The organism is Tenacibaculum sp. UWU-22 (assembly GCF_041021355.1).
GTDB lineage: Bacteria > Bacteroidota > Bacteroidia > Flavobacteriales > Flavobacteriaceae > Polaribacter.
Genome location: NZ_JBFNGP010000003.1, coordinates 85,138 through 108,747 on the forward strand (window position 1 = coordinate 85,138; position 23,610 = coordinate 108,747).

20 protein-coding genes are annotated in these 23,610 nt (G+C 30.9%); 14 read left to right on the top strand and 6 right to left on the bottom strand.

The window, feature by feature from the left end:
- The first annotated feature begins 92 nt into the window (after positions 1-92).
- On the top strand, positions 93-1,553 hold the full coding sequence (gene rpoN, locus AB2B44_RS06920; protein ID WP_369048844.1) for an RNA polymerase factor sigma-54: 1,461 nt from the start codon (positions 93-95) through the stop codon (positions 1,551-1,553).
- Positions 1,554-1,569: 16 nt separating this feature from the next.
- On the top strand, positions 1,570-2,190 hold the full coding sequence (locus tag AB2B44_RS06925; protein WP_369048845.1) for a hypothetical protein: 621 nt from the start codon (positions 1,570-1,572) through the stop codon (positions 2,188-2,190).
- A gap of 51 nt (positions 2,191-2,241) precedes the next feature.
- Here AB2B44_RS06925 and AB2B44_RS06930 read toward each other — a convergent pair whose 3' ends face one another.
- From AB2B44_RS06930 to dapF, 6 genes are all read right to left on the bottom strand, one after another.
- Entirely contained in the window at positions 2,242-3,870 is a 1,629-nt protein-coding gene (locus tag AB2B44_RS06930; protein WP_369048846.1) for a LysM peptidoglycan-binding domain-containing protein, read from the bottom strand.
- A 63-nt stretch (positions 3,871-3,933) separates the two neighbouring features.
- Positions 3,934-5,469 carry a glutamine-hydrolyzing GMP synthase gene (gene guaA, locus AB2B44_RS06935; protein WP_369048847.1) on the bottom strand — a complete coding sequence of 512 codons (1,536 nt, stop codon included), beginning with the start codon at positions 5,467-5,469 and terminating at the stop codon, positions 3,934-3,936.
- A gap of 50 nt (positions 5,470-5,519) precedes the next feature.
- Positions 5,520-6,584: a 3-oxoacyl-ACP synthase III family protein gene (locus tag AB2B44_RS06940; RefSeq protein ID WP_369048848.1), complete on the bottom strand. Its 1,065-nt coding sequence runs from the start codon at positions 6,582-6,584 to the stop codon at positions 5,520-5,522.
- Between the two features lie 157 nt (positions 6,585-6,741).
- A complete protein-coding gene (gene mltG, locus AB2B44_RS06945; protein ID WP_369048849.1) occupies positions 6,742-7,770 on the bottom strand; it encodes an endolytic transglycosylase MltG in 1,029 nt (342 codons plus the stop codon).
- Positions 7,763-8,287, bottom strand: coding sequence for a GNAT family N-acetyltransferase (locus AB2B44_RS06950; RefSeq protein WP_369048850.1), 525 nt, complete (start codon positions 8,285-8,287; stop codon positions 7,763-7,765). Before AB2B44_RS06950 ends, mltG begins: the two co-directional genes overlap by 8 nt.
- Complete coding sequence (gene dapF, locus AB2B44_RS06955; RefSeq protein ID WP_369048851.1) at positions 8,287-9,063, bottom strand: diaminopimelate epimerase; 777 nt, start codon at positions 9,061-9,063, stop codon at positions 8,287-8,289. The genes AB2B44_RS06950 and dapF overlap by 1 nt, the downstream gene beginning before the upstream one ends.
- 132 nt (positions 9,064-9,195) lie before the next feature.
- Here dapF and AB2B44_RS06960 point away from each other — a divergent pair, with 132 nt between their 5' ends.
- The 12 genes from AB2B44_RS06960 (at position 9,196) to recN (ending at position 23,582) form a co-directional block, all read left to right on the top strand.
- On the top strand, positions 9,196-10,584 hold the full coding sequence (locus AB2B44_RS06960; RefSeq protein ID WP_369048852.1) for a trypsin-like peptidase domain-containing protein: 1,389 nt from the start codon (positions 9,196-9,198) through the stop codon (positions 10,582-10,584).
- 139 nt (positions 10,585-10,723) lie between these two features.
- Entirely contained in the window at positions 10,724-12,166 is a 1,443-nt protein-coding gene (locus AB2B44_RS06965; RefSeq protein WP_369048853.1) for a glyceraldehyde-3-phosphate dehydrogenase, read from the top strand.
- An 81-nt stretch (positions 12,167-12,247) separates the two neighbouring features.
- Complete coding sequence (locus tag AB2B44_RS06970; protein ID WP_369048854.1) at positions 12,248-12,634, top strand: hypothetical protein; 387 nt, start codon at positions 12,248-12,250, stop codon at positions 12,632-12,634.
- 897 nt (positions 12,635-13,531) lie between these two features.
- The gene (gene ligA, locus AB2B44_RS06975) at positions 13,532-15,529 is read left to right on the top strand and encodes an NAD-dependent DNA ligase LigA (protein ID WP_369048855.1); all 1,998 of its coding nucleotides are present in this window, start codon (positions 13,532-13,534) and stop codon (positions 15,527-15,529) included.
- Positions 15,530-15,617: 88 nt separating this feature from the next.
- A complete protein-coding gene (locus tag AB2B44_RS06980; RefSeq protein WP_369048856.1) occupies positions 15,618-16,700 on the top strand; it encodes an esterase-like activity of phytase family protein in 1,083 nt (360 codons plus the stop codon).
- A 51-nt stretch (positions 16,701-16,751) separates the two neighbouring features.
- Positions 16,752-17,270: a hypothetical protein gene (locus AB2B44_RS06985; protein ID WP_369048857.1), complete on the top strand. Its 519-nt coding sequence runs from the start codon at positions 16,752-16,754 to the stop codon at positions 17,268-17,270.
- Between the two features lie 92 nt (positions 17,271-17,362).
- The gene (gene dapA / locus AB2B44_RS06990) at positions 17,363-18,238 is read left to right on the top strand and encodes a 4-hydroxy-tetrahydrodipicolinate synthase (protein WP_369048858.1); all 876 of its coding nucleotides are present in this window, start codon (positions 17,363-17,365) and stop codon (positions 18,236-18,238) included.
- A 243-nt stretch (positions 18,239-18,481) separates the two neighbouring features.
- Positions 18,482-19,303 (top strand): outer membrane protein assembly factor BamD, encoded by an 822-nt coding sequence (locus tag AB2B44_RS06995; RefSeq protein WP_369048859.1) that lies wholly within the window; start codon positions 18,482-18,484, stop codon positions 19,301-19,303.
- 3 nt (positions 19,304-19,306) lie between these two features.
- Entirely contained in the window at positions 19,307-19,627 is a 321-nt protein-coding gene (locus AB2B44_RS07000) for a DNA-directed RNA polymerase subunit omega (protein WP_369048860.1), read from the top strand.
- Positions 19,627-20,835 (top strand): bifunctional phosphopantothenoylcysteine decarboxylase/phosphopantothenate--cysteine ligase CoaBC, encoded by a 1,209-nt coding sequence (coaBC, locus tag AB2B44_RS07005; RefSeq protein WP_369048861.1) that lies wholly within the window; start codon positions 19,627-19,629, stop codon positions 20,833-20,835. Before AB2B44_RS07000 ends, coaBC begins: the two co-directional genes overlap by 1 nt.
- A 101-nt stretch (positions 20,836-20,936) precedes the next feature.
- Complete coding sequence (locus tag AB2B44_RS07010; protein WP_369048862.1) at positions 20,937-21,824, top strand: DUF4835 family protein; 888 nt, start codon at positions 20,937-20,939, stop codon at positions 21,822-21,824.
- 105 nt (positions 21,825-21,929) lie between these two features.
- On the top strand, positions 21,930-23,582 hold the full coding sequence (recN, locus tag AB2B44_RS07015; RefSeq protein ID WP_369048863.1) for a DNA repair protein RecN: 1,653 nt from the start codon (positions 21,930-21,932) through the stop codon (positions 23,580-23,582).
- Positions 23,583-23,610 lie beyond the last annotated feature (28 nt).

Consider the following 23,610-nt stretch of genomic DNA (forward strand, 5'->3'; position numbering starts at 1 on the left):
GTTCATAAGTTAATAGTTTAACTTATCTAGTAGTTTTCACACGTTTAAGGTAGTCTGTTTTTTATTTTAGATGATTTTATATATTTGTTTTTATGCTTAAGCAAAATTTACAACAAAAATTACTTCAAAAACTATCACCGCAACAAATTCAATTAATGAAATTGATTCAATTGCCTACGCAAGCTTTTGAAGAACGTTTAAAACAAGAAATAGAAGAAAATCCTGCTTTAGAAACAGGTAAAGATGAGGCTGAAAATTTTGAAGACACCTTAACAAATGAATATGAAGATGATTTAGGTAATGAAAAAATAGATGCCGATGATATTAATATAGATGAATATTTAAGCGACGATGAATTTCCGAGCTATAAAACACAGACAAACAATTATTCTTCAGACGATGAAGAAAAACAAGTGCCTTATGCTGCTGGTACAACCTTTCACCAATCGTTATTAAATCAACTAAACACTTTTAGTATTAACGAACAAGAGCGGGGTATTGCTGAGTTTTTGGTGGGGAGTATTGATGATAGTGGTTACATTCGTAGAGAAATTAGTGACTTAGTTGACGATTTAGCTTTTACACAAAATATCTATACCACCGATCAAGAGGTAGAAAAGGTACTTACTAATGTGGTGCAAAAATTAGACCCTACAGGGGTTGGGGCTTTAGATTTAAAAGAATGTTTAATTATTCAATTAAAAGAAAAATCAGAAACACCAAGCAGGTTGCTGGCAATTAATATTCTTGAAAATGCCTTTGATCAATTTGTAAAAAAACATTATAAAAAACTCATTGAAAAATTTTCGATTACCGAAGAGCAGCTTAAAAATGCTATTACAGAAATTAGTAAGTTAAATCCAAAGCCTGGAAGTTCGTATGCAGGAAACAATAAGGTAGCTGAACAAATTATACCTGATTTTACTATAAAAATTATTGATGGTGAGTTAGATTTAACATTAAATGCACGAAATGCTCCTGAGTTACATATTTCACGTGAGTATAATGATATGTTGAAGGGTTATCAAGTTTCGAAAGAAAAAACAAAATCGCAAAAAGACACCGTACTATTTATTAAACAAAAATTAGATGCTGCCAAATGGTTTATAGATGCCATTAAACAACGCCAACAAACCTTATTGGTAACAATGAATGCAATTATGCAATATCAATACGATTATTTTTTAACAGGTGACGAACGAAAGTTAAAACCAATGATTCTAAAAGATATTGCAGATAAAATAAATATGGATGTTTCTACGGTTTCTAGAGTGGCAAATAGTAAATATGTTTCTACACCATACGGAACAAAATTAATTAAAGACTTCTTTTCTGAATCGATGAAAAATGATCAAGGAGAAGATGTGTCTACGAAAGAGATTAAAAAAATATTAGAAACGGTTATTAGTGAAGAAGATAAGCGCAAACCGCTTACCGATGAAAAACTTTCTAAAATTTTAAAAGAAAAAGGATATCCTATTGCTCGTAGAACGGTAGCTAAGTATCGAGAACAATTAGATATTTCTGTAGCACGACTTAGAAAAGAAATATAATAAACACATTTTTATTATGCGTTGGTGTAAGCTTATATCAATTTTATTACATCCATTGGTAATGCCAACTCTTGGTTTTTTACTTTATTTACTATATGTTCCAAATACGATAAGCTATCAACAAAAAGGGGTTGTGTTAATCATTATTATTATAGCAACATATGTAATTCCCTTTTTGTTATTAACGCTTTTAAAAGCATTAGGGTTTATAAAAAGTTTTAAAGTAGAAACAATCAAAGAACGTAAAATACCTCTGTTTTTTATGATTGTTTTATTTTTTGTTTTAGGTAAAATTTTTTACACTACTCCAAATTTTAGATTCTTAGGGTATCTTTTTTATGGTACAGATTTGGGTTTGTTGCTGATTTATATTTTTTACTTTTTTAATATAAAAGTAAGTTTTCACTTGCTGTCTATAGGTAGCGCTATTGGTTTTTTTCTAATTTTAAGTTACTGGGTGTCTTTTTCGGTATTGCCAATTGTTATTGTTTTAATTGGGTTGGCAGGTTTATTAGCTAGTGCTAGGTTAAATTTAAAAGCACATACCCCAAAAGAAGTGTATTTAGGTTTTTTTTTAGGGCTTAGCTGTCAGTTTATCATGTATTATTTATTAACTAACCAATTGTTATTTATATAACAATATATAGCACGTTTAATAATAAAGCCACCCTTTTACCTTTTACTCTTATTATTTAAGTCTTACCAAGCTTAGGTCTTTGTTGTATTTTACAATAAATACGCCATTGTTTTTAGTTGTGCCAAATAATGATTTATCGTAGTCAAATTTATTAGCCAAACGATAAGAGAATCCTTTATTAAAAGTTTCTTTTAAGTCATTGTCAGAAGAAACTAAACGAGCTAATACATCGTATGTTACATCAAATCCTTTAGTTGCATAACTAGAAGGGAGTGCATTGTTTTTAGCTTTGTATTTTCTATTAAAAGCTTTGGTAGAATAGGTGTTTTCATCTGTATACTCACTACTAACATAGGTTAAACCAATTGAAGCTAACATATTGTTGTCAATTTTATCATAAGCCTCGCTTTTTTCAGGAGTAAAAACTTTTACGGTAGCATTTTCTGGTAGAGAAACCATACTGTTTAAAGCATTGGCAACAATAACAGTATCATCAGAAATTATAATTAGCCAATTGTGCGAATTAGGTTTCATAATATCTGTAAAGCGCTCTTTTTTAATATAGCCGTTTTCAGGTTTTAAAACGTGAATGGTGGTGGTAATAGAGTCTTGTTTTTTTAAATATTTTACAAAACGGGTTATACTAGCATTTGAATTAGAATTGCCATCTCCTACAATAACAATGTTCTCTTTATTATAATTTTTTGATAAATAATTAATTAATGTTTCTTGGTAGGTATCTTTGTTTGGAGCTGTAGCTACTAATTTTGAAGAAGAAAATTCTGTTTGTTTGTCAGAAAAATGAGGGAAAATAACAGGAGCCTTTACTTTATTAGCTACTAATTTTGCTTTGTCAGAATAAAAAGGGCCAATAATAGCATCAACATCATTTAATAAACCGTTAGATAGTATTGTGCTCGTTTTAGCGCCTCTTTTACCTGTATCAAAAACATGTACATCTACATTTACACCTTGTTTTTTTATAGAGTCGATGGCTATTTCTGCACCCATATAAAAATCGGTAACCATATTGGCTAGTGTATTTCTTTCAAAAATATCGTCAGGGGAATCATTTGTGTATTCATTTGCTCTAAAAGGAAGTAATAAAGCTAGTTTTATACTTGCTCCGGGTTTTATATTGTCTTCAAAAACAAGGTTTTCTTTAGTGTCTTCATCGGTTTCTATAGGTTTAATTTTTATAATTTCTCCTGCCTTTAATCCGTTGCTTTTTAAGTTCGGGTTTAGGGCAAATAAATCATCTTCAGAAACATTATAAAAACGTTTTAAACTGTATATGGTTTCTTTGGGTTTTACCTTATGAACAATAAAATTCTTTTTTAAATTTTCTAACTCTTTGTTTGCTTTTTCGTTTTCTGTTACCTTATTATGCTTTGGGTTTTTTACATCGTCAGAGTTTTCGTTTTTTATAGAAACATTTTTACCAATTTGGTTTTCCTTATTTTTTAAATTAGGAACAATAATGGCTGTATTTGCATCAGGTCTTCTTCCTACATCAGGGTTTAAACGCAGTAAATCTTTTGTTTTTAAATTATAACGTTTTGCAATATCACGCATAGTTTCTCCTTCTTTTACCTTGTAACTTACGTACCGTTTTTGTTGGCCGCAAGAAACAGCAAAAGTCAAAACACTTAATAATATTAAAAACTTTAGTTTTTTCATAATTTCTTAATTTTTGAAAAAAGTTGAATCTAACCTGTAAGGATAAAAAACAAAATTTTTATTCTATTCCCATTCAATAGTTGCTGGTGGTTTTGAACTAATGTCGTATACCACTCTGTTAACACCTTTTACTTTATTTATAATTTCGTTTGATGTTTTTTGTAAAAACTCGTAGGGTAAATTTACCCAATCTGCAGTCATGCCATCAGTACTTTCTACGGCACGTAAAGCTACTACTTTTTCGTAAGTACGTTCGTCACCCATAACACCCACCGAATTTACGGGTAATAAAATAGCACCCGCTTGCCAAACCTTGTTGTATAGATTATATTTTTTTAAATTAGTAATAAAAATGGCGTCTACTTCTTGCAAAATACTAACTTTTTCAGCGGTGATATCTCCTAAAATTCGAATAGCTAAACCTGGTCCAGGAAATGGGTGGCGCCCTAATAATTCGGCGTCAATTCCCATAGATTTACCTACGCGGCGTACTTCATCTTTAAAAATCATTCGTAGTGGTTCAACTATTTTTAATTTCATAAAATCAGGTAGCCCACCTACGTTATGGTGACTTTTAATCGTTGCTGAAGGACCTCCGTTTACCGATACAGATTCAATTACATCTGGATAAATAGTACCTTGAGCTAACCATTTCGCGTCTTTTATTTGATGGGCTTCATCATCAAAAACATCAATAAAAATTTTACCAATTGCTTTACGTTTTGCCTCTGGCTCACTTAATCCTTTTAAAGCATCCAAAAAACGTGCCGAAGCATCAACGCCTTTTACATTTAAACCCATGCCTTCGTATTGTTGTAATACGCTAGTAAATTCATTTTTTCTTAGTAGCCCATTGTTAACGAAAATACAGTGTAAATTTTTACCAATGGCTTTGTGTAATAAAACCGCAGCTACGGTAGAATCTACTCCTCCAGATAAACCCAAAACAACTTTGTCGTCTTTTATTTTTTCTCTTAAGCTATTAACTGTTGACTCTACAAACGAATCTGGAGTCCAGCTTTGAGCAACACCAGCTATATTAACTAAAAAATTTTGTAATAATTGTTTTCCATCGGTAGAATGGTATACTTCTGGATGAAATTGAATAGCATACGTGTTTTCTCCGTCAATTTTATAGGCTGCATTTTCTACGTCATTAGTGCTAGCTAATAAAATAGCTTTTTCAGGTAATTCTTTTATCGTGTCTGAATGGCTCATCCAAACTTGACTACCCACAGAAATGTCTTTAAAAAATTTTTCGTTTTCTTTTATGTAAGATAAATTTGCACGCCCGTATTCTCTAGTGTTTGAGGGTGCTACTAACCCGCCTGAAAAATGAGCTAAATATTGTGCTCCATAACAAACAGCTAATAAAGGCTTTTTACCTCTTATTGCAGATAAATCTGGATGCGGAGCTTCCTTTGCACGTACCGATGAAGGGCTTCCTGAAAGTATTACCGCTTTAAAAGATTCTAAATTTTTTGGAATTTTGTTGTAAGGGTGAATTTCACAGTAAATGTTTAATTCTCTAACTCGGCGAGCAATTAACTGAGTATATTGCGAGCCAAAATCTAAAATAAGTACGTTGTTTTGTTGCATCCGCAAAAATAATAGTTTGATTTTATTTTTCGGTTTATTTTTTATAGATTTTAATATTTATATACAATAGCATTGATATTCATGCCAGCACCTACAGAAGCAAGTATAATTATATCTCCTTTTTGTATCTCTTGATTTTCAATTTTTCCTTTTATAACTAAGTCTAAAAGTGTTGGTACAGTAGCTACAGAACTATTGCCTAGTTTATGAATACTCATGGGCATAATGTTTTTTGGAACGGTTTTTTTGTACAAACGATAAAACCGTTTTATTATGGCCTCGTCCATTTTTTCATTTGCCTGATGAATAAATATTTTTTTAACTTGATCTATTGAAATGTTGCCTTTGTCAAGAGCCATTTTCATGGCATTAGGCACATTGTTTAGTGCAAATTCGTATATTTTTCTACCATGCATTTTTAAATACCGCACGTTTGGGTCTTTCTTTTTGTCAAAAGAACTTCCAAAAAACAAATAATAAGCTTCTTCTTCGGCAAATGTTTGCGATGCAAAACTTATTATACCAGATGTGTTTTTAGATGATGCTTCAACAATACATGCGCCAGCACCATCACTGTAAATCATTGAATCTCGGTCGTGTATATCAACAACTCTCGAAAGGGTTTCGGCACCAATTACTAAACATTTTTTAGCCATGCCAGCTTTGATGTATGCTTGTGCTTGTATAACACCTTGAATCCAACCAGGACATCCAAATAAAATGTCGTAAGCTACACAGTTAGGATTTTTAATTCCTAATAAGTGCTTTACTCGAGTAGCTAGACTAGGAATCATGTCACTTTGTATAGACTTCTTGTTTATGTCTCCAAAATTATGACCAAAAATAATATAATCGAGTTCTTCTTTGTTTACTTTGGCATCTTCAATTGCTTTTTGGGCAGCAAAATACCCTAAATCAGAGGTGTTGTATTTTGATTTTGCATACCTGCGTTCTTCAATACCTGTAATGCTTTTAAATTTTTCTATAATTACAGAATTGGTTGCCGAAAACAAACTACCATCTTCGTTTAAAAAGTGGCCTTTTATAAATTCGATATTTTCCTTTTTTATAGCGGGTATATAAGATCCTAACCCTGTGATTACCGATAAACTCATTTTAATAAAACTTTTTGGGTTGTATTATAAAATAAATGATTTGCTTAAAGGTTTAATTTTTAAGTGATAATAAACAATAACACAACGCATGTACCAAAGATAGTAAAATAAGTCGTTATTTTATGTAGAGAGTCAAATAGTTTGTTTGGTGTGTGTTTTACCTGTTAATTCCTATTTTATTTACCCAAAGTTGATACTTATAGGCATTTTTATTGTGTTGAGCAAGGGTTTTAGAAAATTCGTGAAAACCAATTTTATCAACGCTCGCACACATATAAAAATAGTTGTGTTTTGTAGGATTTAATACAGCATCTATAGACGAAATATCTGGCATAGCAATTAGGGTTGGAGGCAAACCGTTGTTTTTATAGGTGTTGTAAGGTGAGTTAATTTCTAAATCTTTGGTTAGTACGCGTTTGTATATTTTATCGTGACCTTTTTTTTCTTTTAAGGCAAAAATTATTGTAGGGTCTGCTTGCAAGGGCCATTTTTTTCTTAATCTATTTAAGTATAAACCCGCAACAATTGGGCGTTCACTTTTTTGTGAAGTTTCTTTTTGAACAATAGAGGCTAGGGTAATTACTTCGGATTGAGTTAAATGTAATTTTTTAGCTTTTTCTAGTCGAGAAGCATTCCAAAAATTATTGTATTCATGTAACATTCTGTCTCGAAATTTTGTTGCGGAGGTATTCCAATAAAATTCGTATTGATTAGGAATATATATTTGTAGAGCAGATTTTTTTGTTAAATGGTTTTTTGTTAAAAAATCACTATCTGTAAAAGCAGTAAGTAATGAAGTTGAGTCGGCTTCAATTTGTTGAGCAATTCTACCTGCTAATTTTTCTACAGTGTCTTGGTTGTTAAAAGTTACATTAATTGGCTTTTGGTTTCCACTACGTAGAAGGTTTACCACTTGGTTCATACTCATACCTTTTTTTAGCTCATATCTTCCGGCTTTAGGCTTAGTAAACTTTTTTTTATTAGCTACATAAGTAAAATTTTCAGGGTTTTTTACAAAGGGGCTAATACTATTTTTTATATCGGTAAATTGGCCGTTAGTTCGTACGTAAACTATGGCATTTTTAGTAACGGCACTACCAAATATTTTCAGGTAGTATTTTAATGTAATACCTAAAATAATAACCAAAACAGCTATTGCTATAATTTTGTACTTTTTTTTATTCATTTATCAATTGAAATAAAATTTCGTTTTTATAGGTATTGTTAGATACAATCCAATCTTTTTTTAACCCGACTTTTTTAAAATTATGTTTTGTAAAAAGTGATATGCTTTTGGTGTTTTCTTCTAAAATATTAGCATAAAGTTGGTGTACGTTTATATGTGTGAAACAATATTTAATTAATAATTGTAAGGCTTCAGAAGCATAACCTTTTTGTTGATGTTTGTCTATTAATAAAATGCCAATGCCTGCACGTTTGTGGTGAGGGTTAAAATCAAACAAATCAATTGTGCCAATAGTTTCTTGAGTATTAATTTCTTCAATAACTAGCCGTAGTTGTTTGGTTTCATAGATATCTAAATGAGCATTTTCAAGATACTGTTTTAAAATATATTTAGAAAAAGGTGTTTGGGTATGGCTAATTTCCCAAAAACCCTCATGATTTTCTAGTTCAAATAAAAACAATAAATCTTCGGGTTCTAAGGCTCGTAATTTTATATGGTTTCCAGTAAGGGTTTGCATTAAATTTTTATTTTTCCTTTAAAAACAAAGGTTGCTTTTCCTTGTAGAAAAATACGTTTGTATTGTTTATTTTCTTCGGTAAAAGATACAGTTAATTCGCCGCCTTCTACTAGTAATTTAACTAAATTACTATTGGTTTCGCCTATGGTGTGCATAGCAATAGCTACTGCAGTAACGCCAGTGCCACAGGCTAATGTTTCGTTTTCTACACCACGTTCATAAGTGCGCACTCTAAATGTAGTGTCATCAATTTTTTCTACAAAATTAACATTGCTCCCTTTAACGCCATAAATGGTATTTCTAATATGTTTTCCTTCAGAAAACACATCAAAATCTTTTAAATTTTCAACGAGTTGAACATGATGTGGTGACCCTGTATTTGTAAATAAATAACCATCTTTTACTTCTACAGTATCTACATCAATCATTTGTAAAGAAACAATGTCGTTTTTTATGGTTGCATGATGTAACCCGTCAGTGGCAGAAAAGGTGGTTTTTTCTTTAAATAAACCTAGTTTGTGGGCAAAAGCAACTATACATCGCCCGCCATTACCACACATAGAACTTTCGTTTCCATCTGCGTTGTAGTAAACCATTTTAAAATCGGTGATTTTGTCATTTTCTAGTAAAATTAGTCCATCTGCACCAATTCCAAAGTGTCTATCGCACAATTTAGCAACTAATTGCACATTATTTTTCGGAAAAGTTTTTGAGGTATTATCTATAATGATAAAATCATTTCCAGTTCCTTGATATTTATAAAAAGTGATTTTCATGGTTTGCAAATATAAAAATTAATTTAGGATAAATGCTAGTGTTAAAACAGGGTTAAAGTGCGTTAAAACAAGTTAAACAGATTTTTTGAAAATGTTTAAATTGTATCTTTGAGATATAAAAATTAGTATAAAATGAAAAAAATAATTGGAGTTTTAGCAGTAGCTATTCTAGGAGGGGTGGTTACTTTAATTGGGTACAAGTTTTTGATAGAAAAACCACAAGTTGTGGTAAAACAAACAACGCAGCCTACGCTGCAAACATTTAAAGCTAGTTATAGGCCTGAAGTTGTAAATACAACAAGTACTCCGACCGATTTTACAGAGGCGGCAGAAAAAACAGTACATGCCGTTGTTCATGTAAAAAACACCGCTATTAGAGAGGTGTTAAACCCATACGACTATTTTTTTGGAAGAGGTGATGGTACAGAAAAAAGAGAGGAAGTAGGAACGGGGAGTGGGGTTATTATTTCTTCGGATGGTTATATTGTTACAAATAACCATGTAATAGCTAATGCTACAGATTTAGAGGTTACACTTAATGATCATAAAAAATTAAAAGCTAAGGTAATAGGAGCCGATGAAAAAAATGACATTGCTCTTTTAAAGGTTGATGCGGGTGAAGATTTACCTTTTATTCCTTTTGGCAATTCTGATAATGTAAAAGTTGGTGAGTGGGTATTAGCTGTTGGAAATCCTTATAATTTAACCTCTACTGTTACAGCAGGTATTGTAAGTGCTAAAGGAAGAGACTTAGAAGGAAATGCGAATATTGATGCTTTTATTCAAACTGATGCCGCTGTAAATCCAGGAAATAGTGGGGGAGCTTTAGTAAATACTCGTGGAGAGCTTATAGGTATTAATACAGCAATTACTTCTCGTACAGGTTCGTTTATTGGGTACTCTTTTGCGGTGCCCTCTAATATTGCTAAAAAAGTTATTGATGATTTATTAGAATATGGTGATGTGCAAGAGGCTGTGTTGGGTGTTAATATTGATAATAGTGATGCTACAATTGACGGGGTTAAAATTTCTTCAGTTTCTGAAGGGGCTGCAGCTGATAAAGCAGGGTTAAAAGCAAATGATATTATTGTAAAAGTAAACGATGTTCCGATTACTCAATTTTCTGATTTAAAAGGACAATTAACAGCGAAACGCCCTGGAGAACAAATGGCTTTAACAATTACAAGAGATGGTAAAGAAATAGAAAAACTAGTAACTCTAGGTAAAAAAGATTATGAAGAAATACCCGCGTTAAACATTGTTTTAAAAGATTTGTCAAAACAAGAGTTAAAAAAGAACCATTTAAAAGGAGGGGCTAAAATTTTGCAAAATGCGAATAAATATTTAGAGGCTTACGGGGTAGAAAACGGATATATTATTGCTAAAATTAATAAAAAAGAAGTAGTAAATGCTGCGGATGCAAAACGTATGTTGATTGAAGCTGCCCAAAGTGATGAACCTTTATTTTTAGAAGTAATAAATTTAAAAGGAGAAAGAGAACGATACGGTTTTAGACAATAAAGTTTAATTAAATAAAAGAAAAAAAATAGGTTTTTTTATGCTCTAAAAAAACCTATTTTTTTTCTTTTAAAAGAATTTACGAAATCGATTGAAATTAATACTTTTGCAACGAATTTATAAAACATTTTAACATCCAACTATGTCAACTGTAGTTAATTACGAAAAAGAAGTAGTCTCTCAAGCAAAAACGCGAAGAACTACCACCGAGTTTATTAATATTGTAAACGATTTATGGTACGATAAATCTATCGAATTAGTGTTATTTAGAAATCCTTTGGTAGATAAAAGAGTTAGCGAAGTATTAAATTTAATTGATTATGCGCGAATATTTGTTGAAAAGCCCATTACAATTCAAGACGCTATAGAAATAGCAAAAGCTATTCAGTCAATTGATTTGCCAGCTTCAAAGCTAGATATTGGTAAATTGGCTTACGAATGGTATTTAAATCAAGATGCTTTTAAAGATAAAGTTACTTTTATAAAAAAGCAACTACAAGGCGCTACTAAAGCAGTAAGTTTTAAACCCAAAGATGTTGTTTTATACGGTTTTGGTAGAATTGGTCGTTTATTAGCTCGTGAGTTAATGTCTAAAATGGGTAAAGGGTCGCAATTGCGTTTAAGAGCTATTGTAACTCGAGGAGAAATTAATCAGTCAGTTTTAGAAAAAAGAGCATCATTATTGAGTATCGATTCTGTTCATGGTGATTTTTTAGGTACCGTGCAGATAGATGCAGAAAATAATGCATTAATTATTAACGGAACAACTGTATATATGATTGCTGCAGATAAACCTGAAGCTATCGATTATACAGCTTATGGAATTAATGATGCCTTAATTATTGACAACACAGGTGCTTTTAGAGATAAAGAAGCATTGAGTCGTCACTTAAGCGCTAAAGGAGCAAGTAAAGTGCTTTTAACAGCACCATGTGCAGGAGTACCTAATATTGTACATGGAGTAAATCATTTGGAAAATAACCCAGATACCATTGATATTTTTTCTGCAGCCTCATGCACAACTAATGCAATAACGCCAGTATTAAAGGTAATAGAAGAAAATTTTGGAATTAAAAAAGGGCATATAGAAACCATACATGCATATACCAATGATCAAAATTTAGTAGATAATATGCATAAAAAATACCGTCGAGGTAGATCTGCCGCTCTTAATATGGTAATTACTGAAACAGGAGCTGGAAAAGCAGTGGCTAAGGCATTGCCAGTTTTAGAAGGTAAATTAACTTCAAATGCTATTCGTGTGCCAGTACCTAATGGCTCGTTGGCTATTTTAAATTTACAGCTAAATACAGAAACTACGGTTGAAGTAATTAATGCAATAATGAAACAAAATGCTTTAGAAGGTAATTTGGTAGAACAAATTCGATACTCGTTAAATAATGAATTAGTATCTTCTGATATTATTGGAACAACAGCTCCATCTATTTTTGATAGTAAAGCAACAATTGCAGATGGTGATACGGTAGTGGTTTATGTGTGGTATGATAATGAATACGGATATTCACATCAAGTGATGCGGTTGGTAAAACATATTGCTAAAGTACGTCGTTATACATATTATTAACAGTAGTTTAACAGAAAGTACAAAAAAGCCGAAAAATTATTTCGGCTTTTTTGTTTATATTTAGCCTTTAAATATAAGATTATGAAACAGATACTATTAATTGTTTTTTTCTTTTTTTCGATAAAAGGATTTACTCAAAACGTCGATTCTCCTAAAAATGCAAAACCTGGTAAATGTTATGTTAGGTTTGATGCTTCAAAATTTGATTACAATAAAGTGTTTAAAGAAAAGCTATGGAGTGAAGTGTCGTGTGATAAAGCAAAAGAATTAAAAAAGTTAAATACTACCCAAAAAAATAAAGAAAGTGTTGAAGCTTTAAAAAAGTATCAAGAAGCTTTACAGCAATTGGGTTATGAGGTTGAGGTTTCAGGTTTAGTAGATGACCAATTTGTTAAAGCGCATAATCAATATCTTAAAGAGCAAAAAAAAGAAAACCAAAAAAGGCGTAAAATATTAGATCAACTCTAGTAGTTTAATTATAGGATTGTATAAAAAAACAAATGCAGCATGTTTTATGTGCTTGCCGTTTTTTAATTAGGTTTAAGGTTTGTTGTTACGTCTTCTTTTTAGATTAATAAAACTTCAAAAATATTTTCTATATAACGAAATTTGTATCATGCCAAATTTACAAGCTCATTAAAGTACGATTGTTGAGAAAACAATACAGGTTTTCCGTACCTTGGTGTAAGTAATTTAAGTAAAAAACCACTCCATAGGGAGTGGAGTGGCCAATTGCTATACAAAAATCAAATTGTTGGGCTGCTAACAATTCTTCTTTGCTAAAGTATAAATTATATAAGCTAAAAATAAGCATGAAGTGTATTTGTAGTAGTTATTTCTGTTTTAATGTAGAAATAGAGTTTAGAGTTTTTAAAACAGCTAGTAGATTAATAAAGTTTGATTTTAAATTTGATTTAAACCAAGGAAAATTTAGAAAAATAAGTAATCAACTTCTACAGTTTTTTTAATGCCTACTTATTTCAAAAGAATAAAAATTATTTAAATTTTTAAGTGAATCCAAAATATTAGATGCTAAAAAATCTATGCGGTTTTAAAAAAAGTGAAAGCCTTTTTAATTTAAATTAAAAACGGATAACTTAATAAAGCGGCAAAGTGTAGTGTTAATTTTATACTATATTGATGCTTTATTAAACTATCCGTTTTGGAATTCACTCCAAAATTAGTGGGGGAAAGGGAGTGTTTAATTGCCATAAAAAAAAGATCGAATTGTTGGGGGTGTTAAAAATCTTCTAGACTAAGGTATAAATTATATAGACCCAAAATACATATGAAGTATATTTGTAGTGGTTATTTGTAAATTATTTAAAATATAAAGTCTTTATTTCTAAAGCAAAGCATAAATAGATGACAGTTCAACAAAGAATAGAGCAATTAAGAGCAGTTTTAAGACAGCATAATTATAATTATTATGTGTTAGATAATTCAACAATTTCTGATTATGAGTTTGATTTAAAGCTCAAAGAATTAGAAAAATTAGAACAAGAAAACCCACAATTTTTCGATCCTAATTCACCTACTCAAAGAGTGGGAGGGGCGATTACTAAAAATTTTGAAACCGTACAACATAAAAACAGAATGTACTCGTTAGATAATTCGTATTCTGAAAATGATTTGTACGATTGGCAAAAACGTATTCAAAAAATATTGGGTACTGAAAATATAACCTATGTATGTGAGTTAAAATATGATGGAGCGTCGATAAACTTAACTTATAAAAATGGACAATTTGAAAAAGCGGTAACTCGAGGAGATGGTTTTCAAGGTGATGATGTTAGTGCAAACATTAAAACTATCCGTTCAATTCCATTAGTAGTGTCGTCTAATTTTGTTCAAAACTTTGAAATACGAGGCGAAATTATTTTGCCGATACAAGGTTTTGTTAAAATGAATAAAGAACGAGAAGCCAGTGGAGAAGACCCTTACAGAAATCCACGTAATACTGCAAGCGGGAGTTTAAAATTACAAGATAGTGCTGAAGTAGCTAAACGACCTCTAGATTGTTTATTGTATCAAGTAGTAACTGACGAACAAAACTATAAAACCCATTTTGAAAGCTTAGAAATGGCTAGAAAAGCAGGCTTTAAAGTGCCTGAAACGATAGTTTTAGCAAAATCAATTAAAGCGGTTTTAGCTTTTATCAATTTTTGGAGTACTAAACGACACGATTTGCCTTACGAAACAGATGGGGTTGTTATTAAAGTTAATGATATACATCAACAAGAAGAATTAGGGTATACGGCTAAATCACCACGTTGGGCAATTGCTTATAAATACAAAGCAGAACAAGTTTCGACTATTTTAAATGAAATTACCTATCAAGTTGGGCGTACAGGAGCGATTACTCCAGTAGCCAATTTAGAGCCAGTGCAATTGGCGGGTACCATTGTAAAAAGAGCATCATTACATAACGCCGACCAAATTAAAAAATTAGATGTTAGAGTAAATGACACTGTTTTTGTTGAAAAAGGAGGTGAAATTATTCCTAAAATAATGGGTGTCGATTTTTCTAAACGACCAACAAACTCTACCGTTACTACTTATATTAATCGCTGCCCAGAGTGTAATACTATATTGGTTAGAAAAGAAGGTGATGCTAAGCATTATTGTCCTAACGAGTTTGGTTGTCCGCCTCAGATTACAGGTAAAATTAAACATTTTATCAGCAGAAAGGCAATGAATATTGATGGTATAGGTTCAGAAACAATTGATTTATTATATAAAGAGGGGTTGATAAAAAATTATGCCGATTTATATCTGTTAACCGTAAATCAAATTATTCCGTTAGAACGAATGGCAGAAAAGTCTGCTCAAAATATAATTTCGGGTATAGAAAAATCAAAAGAAATTCCGTTTGAAAAAGTGCTTTTTGCGCTAGGTATTCGTTTTGTTGGTGAAACCGTAGCTAAAAAGTTAGCAAGGCATTTTAAGAATATTGATAATTTAATGGCTGCTGATTTTGAAACATTAATTGCAGTAGATGAAATTGGTGATACAATAGCAGAAAGTATTATCGATTTTTTTAATACACCTTTAAATAAAGACATTATTAATCGGCTAAAGAGTTATGGGGTTCAATTTGAAATTGCAGTAGAAGATATAAAAAACCAAACGGATAAATTATTAGAAAAGATAATTGTAGTGTCTGGAGTTTTTAGCAAAATGAGCAGAAATGAACTTAAAAAAATAATTGAAGATAATGGAGGAAAGGTAAGTTCCTCGATTTCTAAAAAAACGAGTTATGTAGTTGCGGGTGATAATATGGGACCTAGTAAATTAGAAAAAGCACAAAATTTAGGTGTTCCAATTATTTCAGAAGATGATTTTTTAAATTTAATAAAATAGCGCTTAAATTCTGTCTAAATATCAGGTCTAAAAATAAAAGGGATAAAATCTGTTTTTATAAAAAGATAATTTTGTGAAAATTAATAGGATGAAAAATTATTTACATTACATTATCTTAATATTGACTATTGTTGGCTGTAAAAGTACCACTCAGCTTTCGCTACGTTTTTTAGATGAATATATTGTATCTGACACTTTGCAATGTAAAAATACTCTTGTAGGAGGGCTTTCAGGTATAGATAAAGCAAATAAATTGTATTATTTAGTTGTTGATGATGATAAAGCTCCTAGAATTTTAAAGGCTAAAATAAAGATTGCTAAAGATACAATTTCTGCAGTAGATTTTTTAGATGTAATTCAATTAAATGACACTTCTACATTTTATAAAAATAATGTTCTTGATTTAGAGTCTATTTTTATAGGAGAAAACCACACGATTAATTTAGCAAGCGAAGGCAGTATATATTACGGTAAAAATCCATCACTTTTTAAAATAGATAGTTTAGGTAGGTTCATCGAAAAATATCAAATACCTTCAATTTTTCAAGCAAATTCTGTTGCAAAACCAAGGCATAATGGCACTTTTGAGGCAACATCAAAAAGTGTTGATAATAAGGGGTTTTGGATGGGTATGGAATTGCCCTTAGTAGCTGACGGAGATTTGCCTTCGGTAACAAAAACAAGTTCTCCTATAAGAATCACCTATTTTGATAATCAAACCAAAAAAGCAACTAAACAATTTGCATATCAATTAGAGCCTCTTAGCAAAACCATAAAAGGCAAAGTTAATACTAATGGTGTTTCAGCAATTTTAGAGTATAAAAAAAATCATTTTTTTGTAGTAGAAAGGGCTTACCAAAGTGGTTATGGTAGCTATGGAAATGTGATTAGAATTTTTGAAGCTAGCATAGGTCGTAACACTACCGATATATTGAATCAGCCCTCGCTAAAAACACGTCGGTTTGTTCCTTTAAAGAAACGATTGCTCATAGATTTTAAAGATTGTAAAAATAAATTAACAAAAGGCATTATAGATAATATTGAAGGGATAACCTATGGGCCAACATTAGCTAATGGTAAACAATCTTTACTGTTAATTTCTGATGATAATTTTCAAAAATACGGCAAGCAATTCAATCAATTTATTTTACTTGAAATTAACAGAAAATAATAACCCGAGTTTATTTAAATTTGCTTTTCATTTTACAGCAGCTATTAACGTATGATAATAAAAAAAATTAAGCAGAATATACTCGTAAACAAGTATAATAAATTACTTGCAGAAGCGGTAAAAAACAAGCAAATTTCTGCTAAAATTATTAATTCTGTAGCGATTTTAACAACTGAAGATATTTCGGATACATTTGATTTACAAAAGCAAATTGAACGACAGTTAAATTTAAGAAACCCTAAAATATATAGCTTTCGTGATAACGAAAAATATAAAAAGCCATCGTTTAAACATTTTTCTGAAAAAGCCTTTAATTGGAAAGGAAATATTATAGATAAAAGCCTTGAAAGTTTTTTAGAGCAACCTTTCGATTTATTAATTAACTATTACAATCAAAAAAATCAATACTTAGAGTATGTAACTCTGCAATCTAAAGCTGCATTTAAAGTAGGTTTTTCGGGTATTAATAAACAATTGTTTGATATGGAAATAATAGAAAAAATAGAAAACCCAGAGGTATTTATGTCTGAGTTAGCAAGGTATTTGAGAGTATTAAAAAAATTAACATAAAAAACAGATTTGTTAAAATACATTCGTAAACTCTTTTTTCTTTTACCACTATCATTTAAAAGTCTAAATTTGTACTCCTAATTATTCAAATTATGCAAAAATTTATTGGCACGGGTGTTGCTTTGATTACCCCTTTTAATCAAGACTTAACTGTTGATTTTGATGCCTTAAAAAAACTAGTACATTTCAATATTGATAATGGAACAAATTATTTAGTTATTAATGGTACTACTGCTGAAAGTGTTACAATTACTAAAGAAGAAAAAGCCCAGATTATTAAGGTAATTGTGCAAGAAAACAATCACCGTTTACCTTTAGTTTTAGGTATTGGTGGTAATAATACGCAAGCGGTTGTAGAAGAATTGCAAACTACAGATTTAACACATATAGATGCTGTTTTATCAGTTGCGCCATATTATAGTAAGCCTACACAAGAAGGGTTTTATCAACATTTTAAAGCGGTTTCATTAGCTAGTCCAAAACCAGTAATTTTGTATAATGTACCTGGCAGAACCGCTAAAAACATGTTGCCTGAAACAACCTTGCGACTAGCAAGAGATTTTGAGAATATAATTGCTGTTAAAGAGGCAGGTAATAACATTCAGCAATATTCAGAATTATTAAAAAATAAACCTAAAGACTTTTTAGTAATTTCTGGTGATGACGATTTAGCTTTAGGTGTTGTGTTGGCAGGTGGAGCAGGTGTAATTTCGGTAATAGGACAAGCCTTTCCTAAAGAATTTTCTAAAATGATACAACTTGGGTTAAAAGGTGAAAATAAAGAAGCGTATAAAATTCATTATAAATTAATGGATGTTGTTAATTATATTTTTGCAGAAAATAACCCAGCAGGAATAAAAGCTGTACTAAAAAAAATAGGGTTTTGTTCTGATGCTGTGCGTTTACCGTTAGTGCCAGCATCTAAAGATTTGCAACAAAAGATAGCAAATTTTGTAGATGCGTATTAATTTTTAGAAGCAGTTTTTAGTTAAGTTGTTATTAGTAATAATATAGATTTTATTGCCAGCGAGGTTCGTAAAGTTATATTTGTTGTGTCTCTTTAGTTGTACTGTTTGTAAACTATCTAAGTTAAATTAACAAACTTTTAGCAGAGCAAATCAGTAGGGTTCAGTAAATTGTGGTTTATTGTTGCTACATTTGTGATGTAAAAAACGTTTTAATAATCCATAATAATTTACTAATTTTGCCCGATGCAAAAAATTAAGCACATAGCCTGTACTTTTATAATGGTTTCACTACTAGTTTCGTGTGGTGAATATCAAAAGGTTCTTAATAAAGGTACTGTTCAAGAACAGTACAAAATGGCTGTTAAGTTATACGAAGCAAAAGATTTTGGTAAGGCACTGCGCCTATTTGAAAAAATAACACCTTCTTATAAAAACAAGCCACAAATGGAACGTATCCAGTTTATGGTGGCGCAATCAAATTTTAATCAAAAAAATTATTCTTATGCGGGATATTATTTTGATAGGTTTACCAAAAATTATCCAAAAAGTTCTAAAAAAGAAGAAGCTTCGTTTTTATCGGCTTTAAGCTATTACAACGCAGCTCCTAGATACAGCTTAGATCAAACCGATACTTACAAGGCTTTAGATGCTTTTCAAAGTTTTATAAACGAATATCCAGATTCTGATAGATTGGCAGAAGCTAATAAATACTATAAAGCATTGCGATATAAACTAGAGAAAAAAGATTTTGAAATAGCTAAAAACTATTATAAAACAGCTGATTTTGATTCTCGAAATTATAAAGCAGCAATGGTGGCTTTCGATAATTTATTGTCGGATTACTTAGGTACAGAATTTAAAGAAGAAGCGTTGTATTACAAATTTAAGGCAGCACATGATTATGCATTAAAAAGTACAGCACGTAGAAAACCGAAAAGGCTAGAAGAGGCCGTTAAGGTATACGAAAAATTAAAAAGAAATTTTCCAGAATCTAAATTTTTAGAGGATTCAAATAAAATGTTAGAAGAGATACAAAAACAACAAAAGCAATTGTTAAAAAGTTAATTTATGGACTATAAAGACACCAATGCAGCTGTAAGTACCATTACTTACAACAAAGAAGAAATAGAAAAGCCTACAGATAATATTTATGAGGCAATTTCAATTATTGCAAAAAGAGCTACGCAAATAAATTCAGATTTGAAAAAAGAATTGGTAGAAAAACTAGATGAATTTGCTACTTATAATGATAGTTTAGAAGAGGTTTTTGAAAATAAAGAGCAAATTGAGGTTTCTAAATTCTATGAGCGTTTACCTAAGCCAACAGCGATAGCAGTTGAAGAATGGTTAAACGATGAAGTATATTTTAGAATTCCAGACGAAGCGTAATGTCTGTTTTAAGCGGTAAAAAAGTATTACTGGGCATTACAGCTGGTATTGCCGCTTACAAAACGGCTAGTTTAGTTCGTTTACTTATAAAATTAGATGCAGAGGTTAAAGTAATAATGACCCCTGCATCTAAAGATTTTATAACTCCTCTCACCCTTTCCACCTTATCAAAAAATCCAGTTTATTCTACGTTTTACGATAAAGAAAACGATAATGAACTATGGAATAATCATGTAGAGTTAGCACTATGGGCTGATGTTATACTTATTGCACCCGCTACGGCTAATACTCTGTCGAAAATGGCAAACGGAGTGTGTGATAATTTATTATTGGCGGCTTACTTGTCTGCAAAATCGCCGGTGTATTTTGCCCCAGCAATGGATTTAGACATGTATAAACATCCCTCTACTAAAACTACTTTAAAGGTATTGCAAGGCTTTGGTAATATTTTAATTCCAGCAACTTCAGGTGAGCTAGCAAGTGGTTTAATTGGCGAAGGGCGTATGGCAGAACCTCAAGATATAGTTGCTTTTATAGAAAAAGATATACTATCAAAATTGCCATTACGAGGAAAAAAAGTGCTTATAACTGCAGGGCCAACTTACGAAGCTATTGATCCAGTTCGTTTTATAGGAAATCATTCTTCTGGAAAAATGGGATTCGAATTAGCAAAAACTGCAGCTAATTTAGGAGCAGAGGTTTTTTTAATTACGGGACCAACATATCAAAAAATAAATCATTCTTTTGTTCGTCGAATAAATGTTACTTCGGCAGAAGAAATGTATCAGGCATGTCATAAATACTTCAATACTATAGATATTGCTATTTTGTCTGCTGCAGTAGCAGATTACAAACCCAAAAAAGTAGCACTTAATAAAATAAAAAAGAACGATGCTTCGTTACAAATAGAGTTAACACCAACCAAAGATATTTTAGCTTCGTTAGGAAAAATAAAAAAGAAACAATTTTTGGTAGGGTTTGCTTTAGAAACCGATAATGAAATAACTAATGCCGAAGTAAAGTTGCAGCGTAAAAATTTAGATGCTATTGTATTAAATTCTTTACAAGATAAAGGGGCTGGTTTTGCAACAGATACAAATAAAATTACTATTATTGACAAATATTTAAGCAAAAAATCATTTGATTTAAAATCAAAAAAAGCAGTATCAAAAGATATTTTTAATGAAATTATAGCAAAAATTTCATAAAGTATTTGTTACTCTGAGTAGAATTTAAAGTTTTTTAATTGGTATTCATTTCATTTATTTTAAATAATAAGCTTTCGTTTAGCAAATAAACAATACAACCCATGCGTAAAGTAGTATTTTTAATAGTTTTTTTATCAATATATACATTAAGAGCCCAAGAATTAAAAGCCGTAGTAACGATTAATGCAGAAAAGGTTCAGGGTACTAATAAACAAGTGTATACTACTTTGCAAAAGGCGTTAACGGAGTTTATTAATCAAACACAATGGACAGATAAAAACATAAAGCCTCAAGAAAAAATTAACTGCTCTTTTGCCATAATCATAAATAAACAAAGTGCTAATTATTTTGAAGGCAGTTTGCAAGTGCAATCTACTCGACCAGTCTATGGTTCTACTTACGAAACGCCCATATTAAATATTAACGATACTGATTTTAATTTTAAATATAACGAGTTCGACCCATTACTTTACAATCCTACTAAATACGATTCTAATTTAGTTTCTACCCTTGTTTTTTATATTTATACTATTTTAGGTGTAGATGCTGATACCTTTGCTCCAAAAGGCGGAGAAGGGTATTTACGTATGGCAGAAAATGCTATGTTGCAAGCTCAACAAAGTGGTCTTTCAGCTTGGAGAAACGAAGTAGGTAAACAAAATCGTTTTGCGTTAATAGATAATTTATTGTCGTCAAAATATACCGCTTTACGCAATATTTATTATAACTATCATCGTAAAGGCTTAGATGTTTTTTATAAGAATACAGATAAAGCGAAACAAGAAATAGAAAAAGATGTTATTGAACTACAAAAAATGTTTAATATAACGGTAGGTAATTATATGATTCGAGGGTTTTTAGATGCTAAATCAGATGAAATTGTAAGTATTTTTTCTGACGGAAAACCCACTAAAAATCAGCAAAAAATGGTAAGTGTTTTGCAAAAAGTTTCGCCTGTTAATAGAGACAAGTGGCGAAAGATAAACTAATTTTAGTTTCAATTAATTCTTTTCTTATTTTAGTAATATAAAGATTTTTTTACTTTATATATTCCAATCAAAATCAGTACTTTTACTATTTATAACGTGTAAAATTTGTTAACACATTTATCCATACAAAACTATGCGCTAATCAATCAATTATCGATTGATTTTACAAAAGGCTTGTCTATTATTACAGGCGAAACAGGAGCTGGTAAATCTATTTTATTAGGGGCTTTAGGTTTAGTAATGGGTAATCGCGCCGATTTAACATCGTTAAAAAATACTGAAAAAAAATGTGTGGTTGAAGCTCATTTTTCGGTGGCAGATTACGATTTACAGCAATTGTTTCAAGAATTAGATGTTGATTATGAAACAGAAACAATTATTAGAAGAGAAATTTTACCTTCGGGTAAATCGCGAGCTTTTGTTAACGATACTCCAGTAACGCTATCGGTACTTTCTGCTTTAAAAACTAAGCTTGTTGATATTCATTCACAGCACCAAACGTTACAGTTGTCTGATGCGGCTTTTCAATTTTCGGTAATTGATGCCATGGCTAAAAATCAATCAAAAATAGCTTCGTATAAAAGAGGTTTATATACCTACAATAAGTTACAGAAAGAGTTAAAAAATCTTCAAGAAGAAACTGAAAAACTAAACGAGCAATACGAGTATAATTTGCATTTGTTTAATGAACTAGAAGAGGCAAAATTACAAGAAGGAGAGCAAGAAACGTTAGAAGAAAAACTTGATAAATTAAATCATATTGAAGAAATAAAACAAAATTTATCAGAATCGCTAGTAATTTCGATAAACGACGAAATAGGTTTGCAAACATTATTCTATTCGTTAGAAAATAAATTACAAAAAATTAGTTCGTATTCAAAGCAATATCAAGAATTAGCCACTCGTATTACCAGTATTAAAATTGAGTTAGACGATGTAGTTGCTGAGCTAGAAAACGCCAATGAAGAAGTAGAATTTAATCCAAATGAAATTGAAGAACTAAATGACAGGTTGCAATTAATTTACAACCTTCAAAAAAAACATTCTGTAAGCACAATATCAGCATTACAAAATATTTACGAAACGTTAGCAACAAAAGTAACTCAGGTTGAAGATGCGGGCGATTTAATAGCTAAAAAAGAAGCTGAGATTAAAGATGTGGCTGAAAAATTGGATGCCGTTGCTGCAATGATTACTCAGTCTAGAACCAATGCTATTCCAAAGTTACAGAAAGAAATAGCAAATCTTTTACTCGAATTAGGGATGCCCAATGCTAGATTTTTTATTGAATTGAAAGCTTCTGAAAATTATTTATCTAACGGAAAAGATAAATTAACTTTTTTATTTTCGGCAAATAAAGGAGGTAACTTTGGAGAGTTAAAAAAAGTAGTATCTGGTGGTGAGTTGTCAAGAATTATGTTAGCTATTAAAAAAATATTATCCGAAAACATACAATTACCAACTATAATTTTTGATGAAATAGATACTGGAGTTTCTGGAGAGATATCAAACAAAATAGCAAAAATAATGCAAGATATGGGAGCTAATATGCAGGTAATAACCATTACGCACTTGCCTCAGATAGCCTCGAAAGGAGCGCAACATTACAAAGTATTTAAAGAGGAGGTAGCAGGTGTTACCGAGTCAAATTTAAAATTATTAACCCAAGACGAACGAATAAATGAAATAGCAGAAATGTTGAGCGGAAAAGACATTTCTAAAAGTGCTTTAATTCATGCAAAAGAACTATTAAATTAAAGAGTATATTTGCAAACAAAACCAAACA

Excerpts from the sequence above, each read along its gene's own strand:
- rpoN (WP_369048844.1), top strand. The coding sequence starts at position 93 with ATGCTTAAGCAAAATTTACAACAAAAATTACTTCAAAAACTATCACCG.
- AB2B44_RS06925 (WP_369048845.1), top strand. The coding sequence starts at position 1,570 with ATGCGTTGGTGTAAGCTTATATCAATTTTATTACATCCATTGGTAATG.
- AB2B44_RS06930 (WP_369048846.1), bottom strand. The coding sequence starts at position 3,870 with ATGAAAAAACTAAAGTTTTTAATATTATTAAGTGTTTTGACTTTTGCT.
- guaA (WP_369048847.1), bottom strand. The coding sequence starts at position 5,469 with ATGCAACAAAACAACGTACTTATTTTAGATTTTGGCTCGCAATATACT.
- AB2B44_RS06940 (WP_369048848.1), bottom strand. The coding sequence starts at position 6,584 with ATGAGTTTATCGGTAATCACAGGGTTAGGATCTTATATACCCGCTATA.
- mltG (WP_369048849.1), bottom strand. The coding sequence starts at position 7,770 with ATGAATAAAAAAAAGTACAAAATTATAGCAATAGCTGTTTTGGTTATT.
- AB2B44_RS06950 (WP_369048850.1), bottom strand. The coding sequence starts at position 8,287 with ATGCAAACCCTTACTGGAAACCATATAAAATTACGAGCCTTAGAACCC.
- dapF (WP_369048851.1), bottom strand. The coding sequence starts at position 9,063 with ATGAAAATCACTTTTTATAAATATCAAGGAACTGGAAATGATTTTATC.
- AB2B44_RS06960 (WP_369048852.1), top strand. The coding sequence starts at position 9,196 with ATGAAAAAAATAATTGGAGTTTTAGCAGTAGCTATTCTAGGAGGGGTG.
- AB2B44_RS06965 (WP_369048853.1), top strand. The coding sequence starts at position 10,724 with ATGTCAACTGTAGTTAATTACGAAAAAGAAGTAGTCTCTCAAGCAAAA.
- AB2B44_RS06970 (WP_369048854.1), top strand. The coding sequence starts at position 12,248 with ATGAAACAGATACTATTAATTGTTTTTTTCTTTTTTTCGATAAAAGGA.
- ligA (WP_369048855.1), top strand. The coding sequence starts at position 13,532 with ATGACAGTTCAACAAAGAATAGAGCAATTAAGAGCAGTTTTAAGACAG.
- AB2B44_RS06980 (WP_369048856.1), top strand. The coding sequence starts at position 15,618 with ATGAAAAATTATTTACATTACATTATCTTAATATTGACTATTGTTGGC.
- AB2B44_RS06985 (WP_369048857.1), top strand. The coding sequence starts at position 16,752 with ATGATAATAAAAAAAATTAAGCAGAATATACTCGTAAACAAGTATAAT.
- dapA (WP_369048858.1), top strand. The coding sequence starts at position 17,363 with ATGCAAAAATTTATTGGCACGGGTGTTGCTTTGATTACCCCTTTTAAT.
- AB2B44_RS06995 (WP_369048859.1), top strand. The coding sequence starts at position 18,482 with ATGCAAAAAATTAAGCACATAGCCTGTACTTTTATAATGGTTTCACTA.
- AB2B44_RS07000 (WP_369048860.1), top strand. The coding sequence starts at position 19,307 with ATGGACTATAAAGACACCAATGCAGCTGTAAGTACCATTACTTACAAC.
- coaBC (WP_369048861.1), top strand. The coding sequence starts at position 19,627 with ATGTCTGTTTTAAGCGGTAAAAAAGTATTACTGGGCATTACAGCTGGT.
- AB2B44_RS07010 (WP_369048862.1), top strand. The coding sequence starts at position 20,937 with ATGCGTAAAGTAGTATTTTTAATAGTTTTTTTATCAATATATACATTA.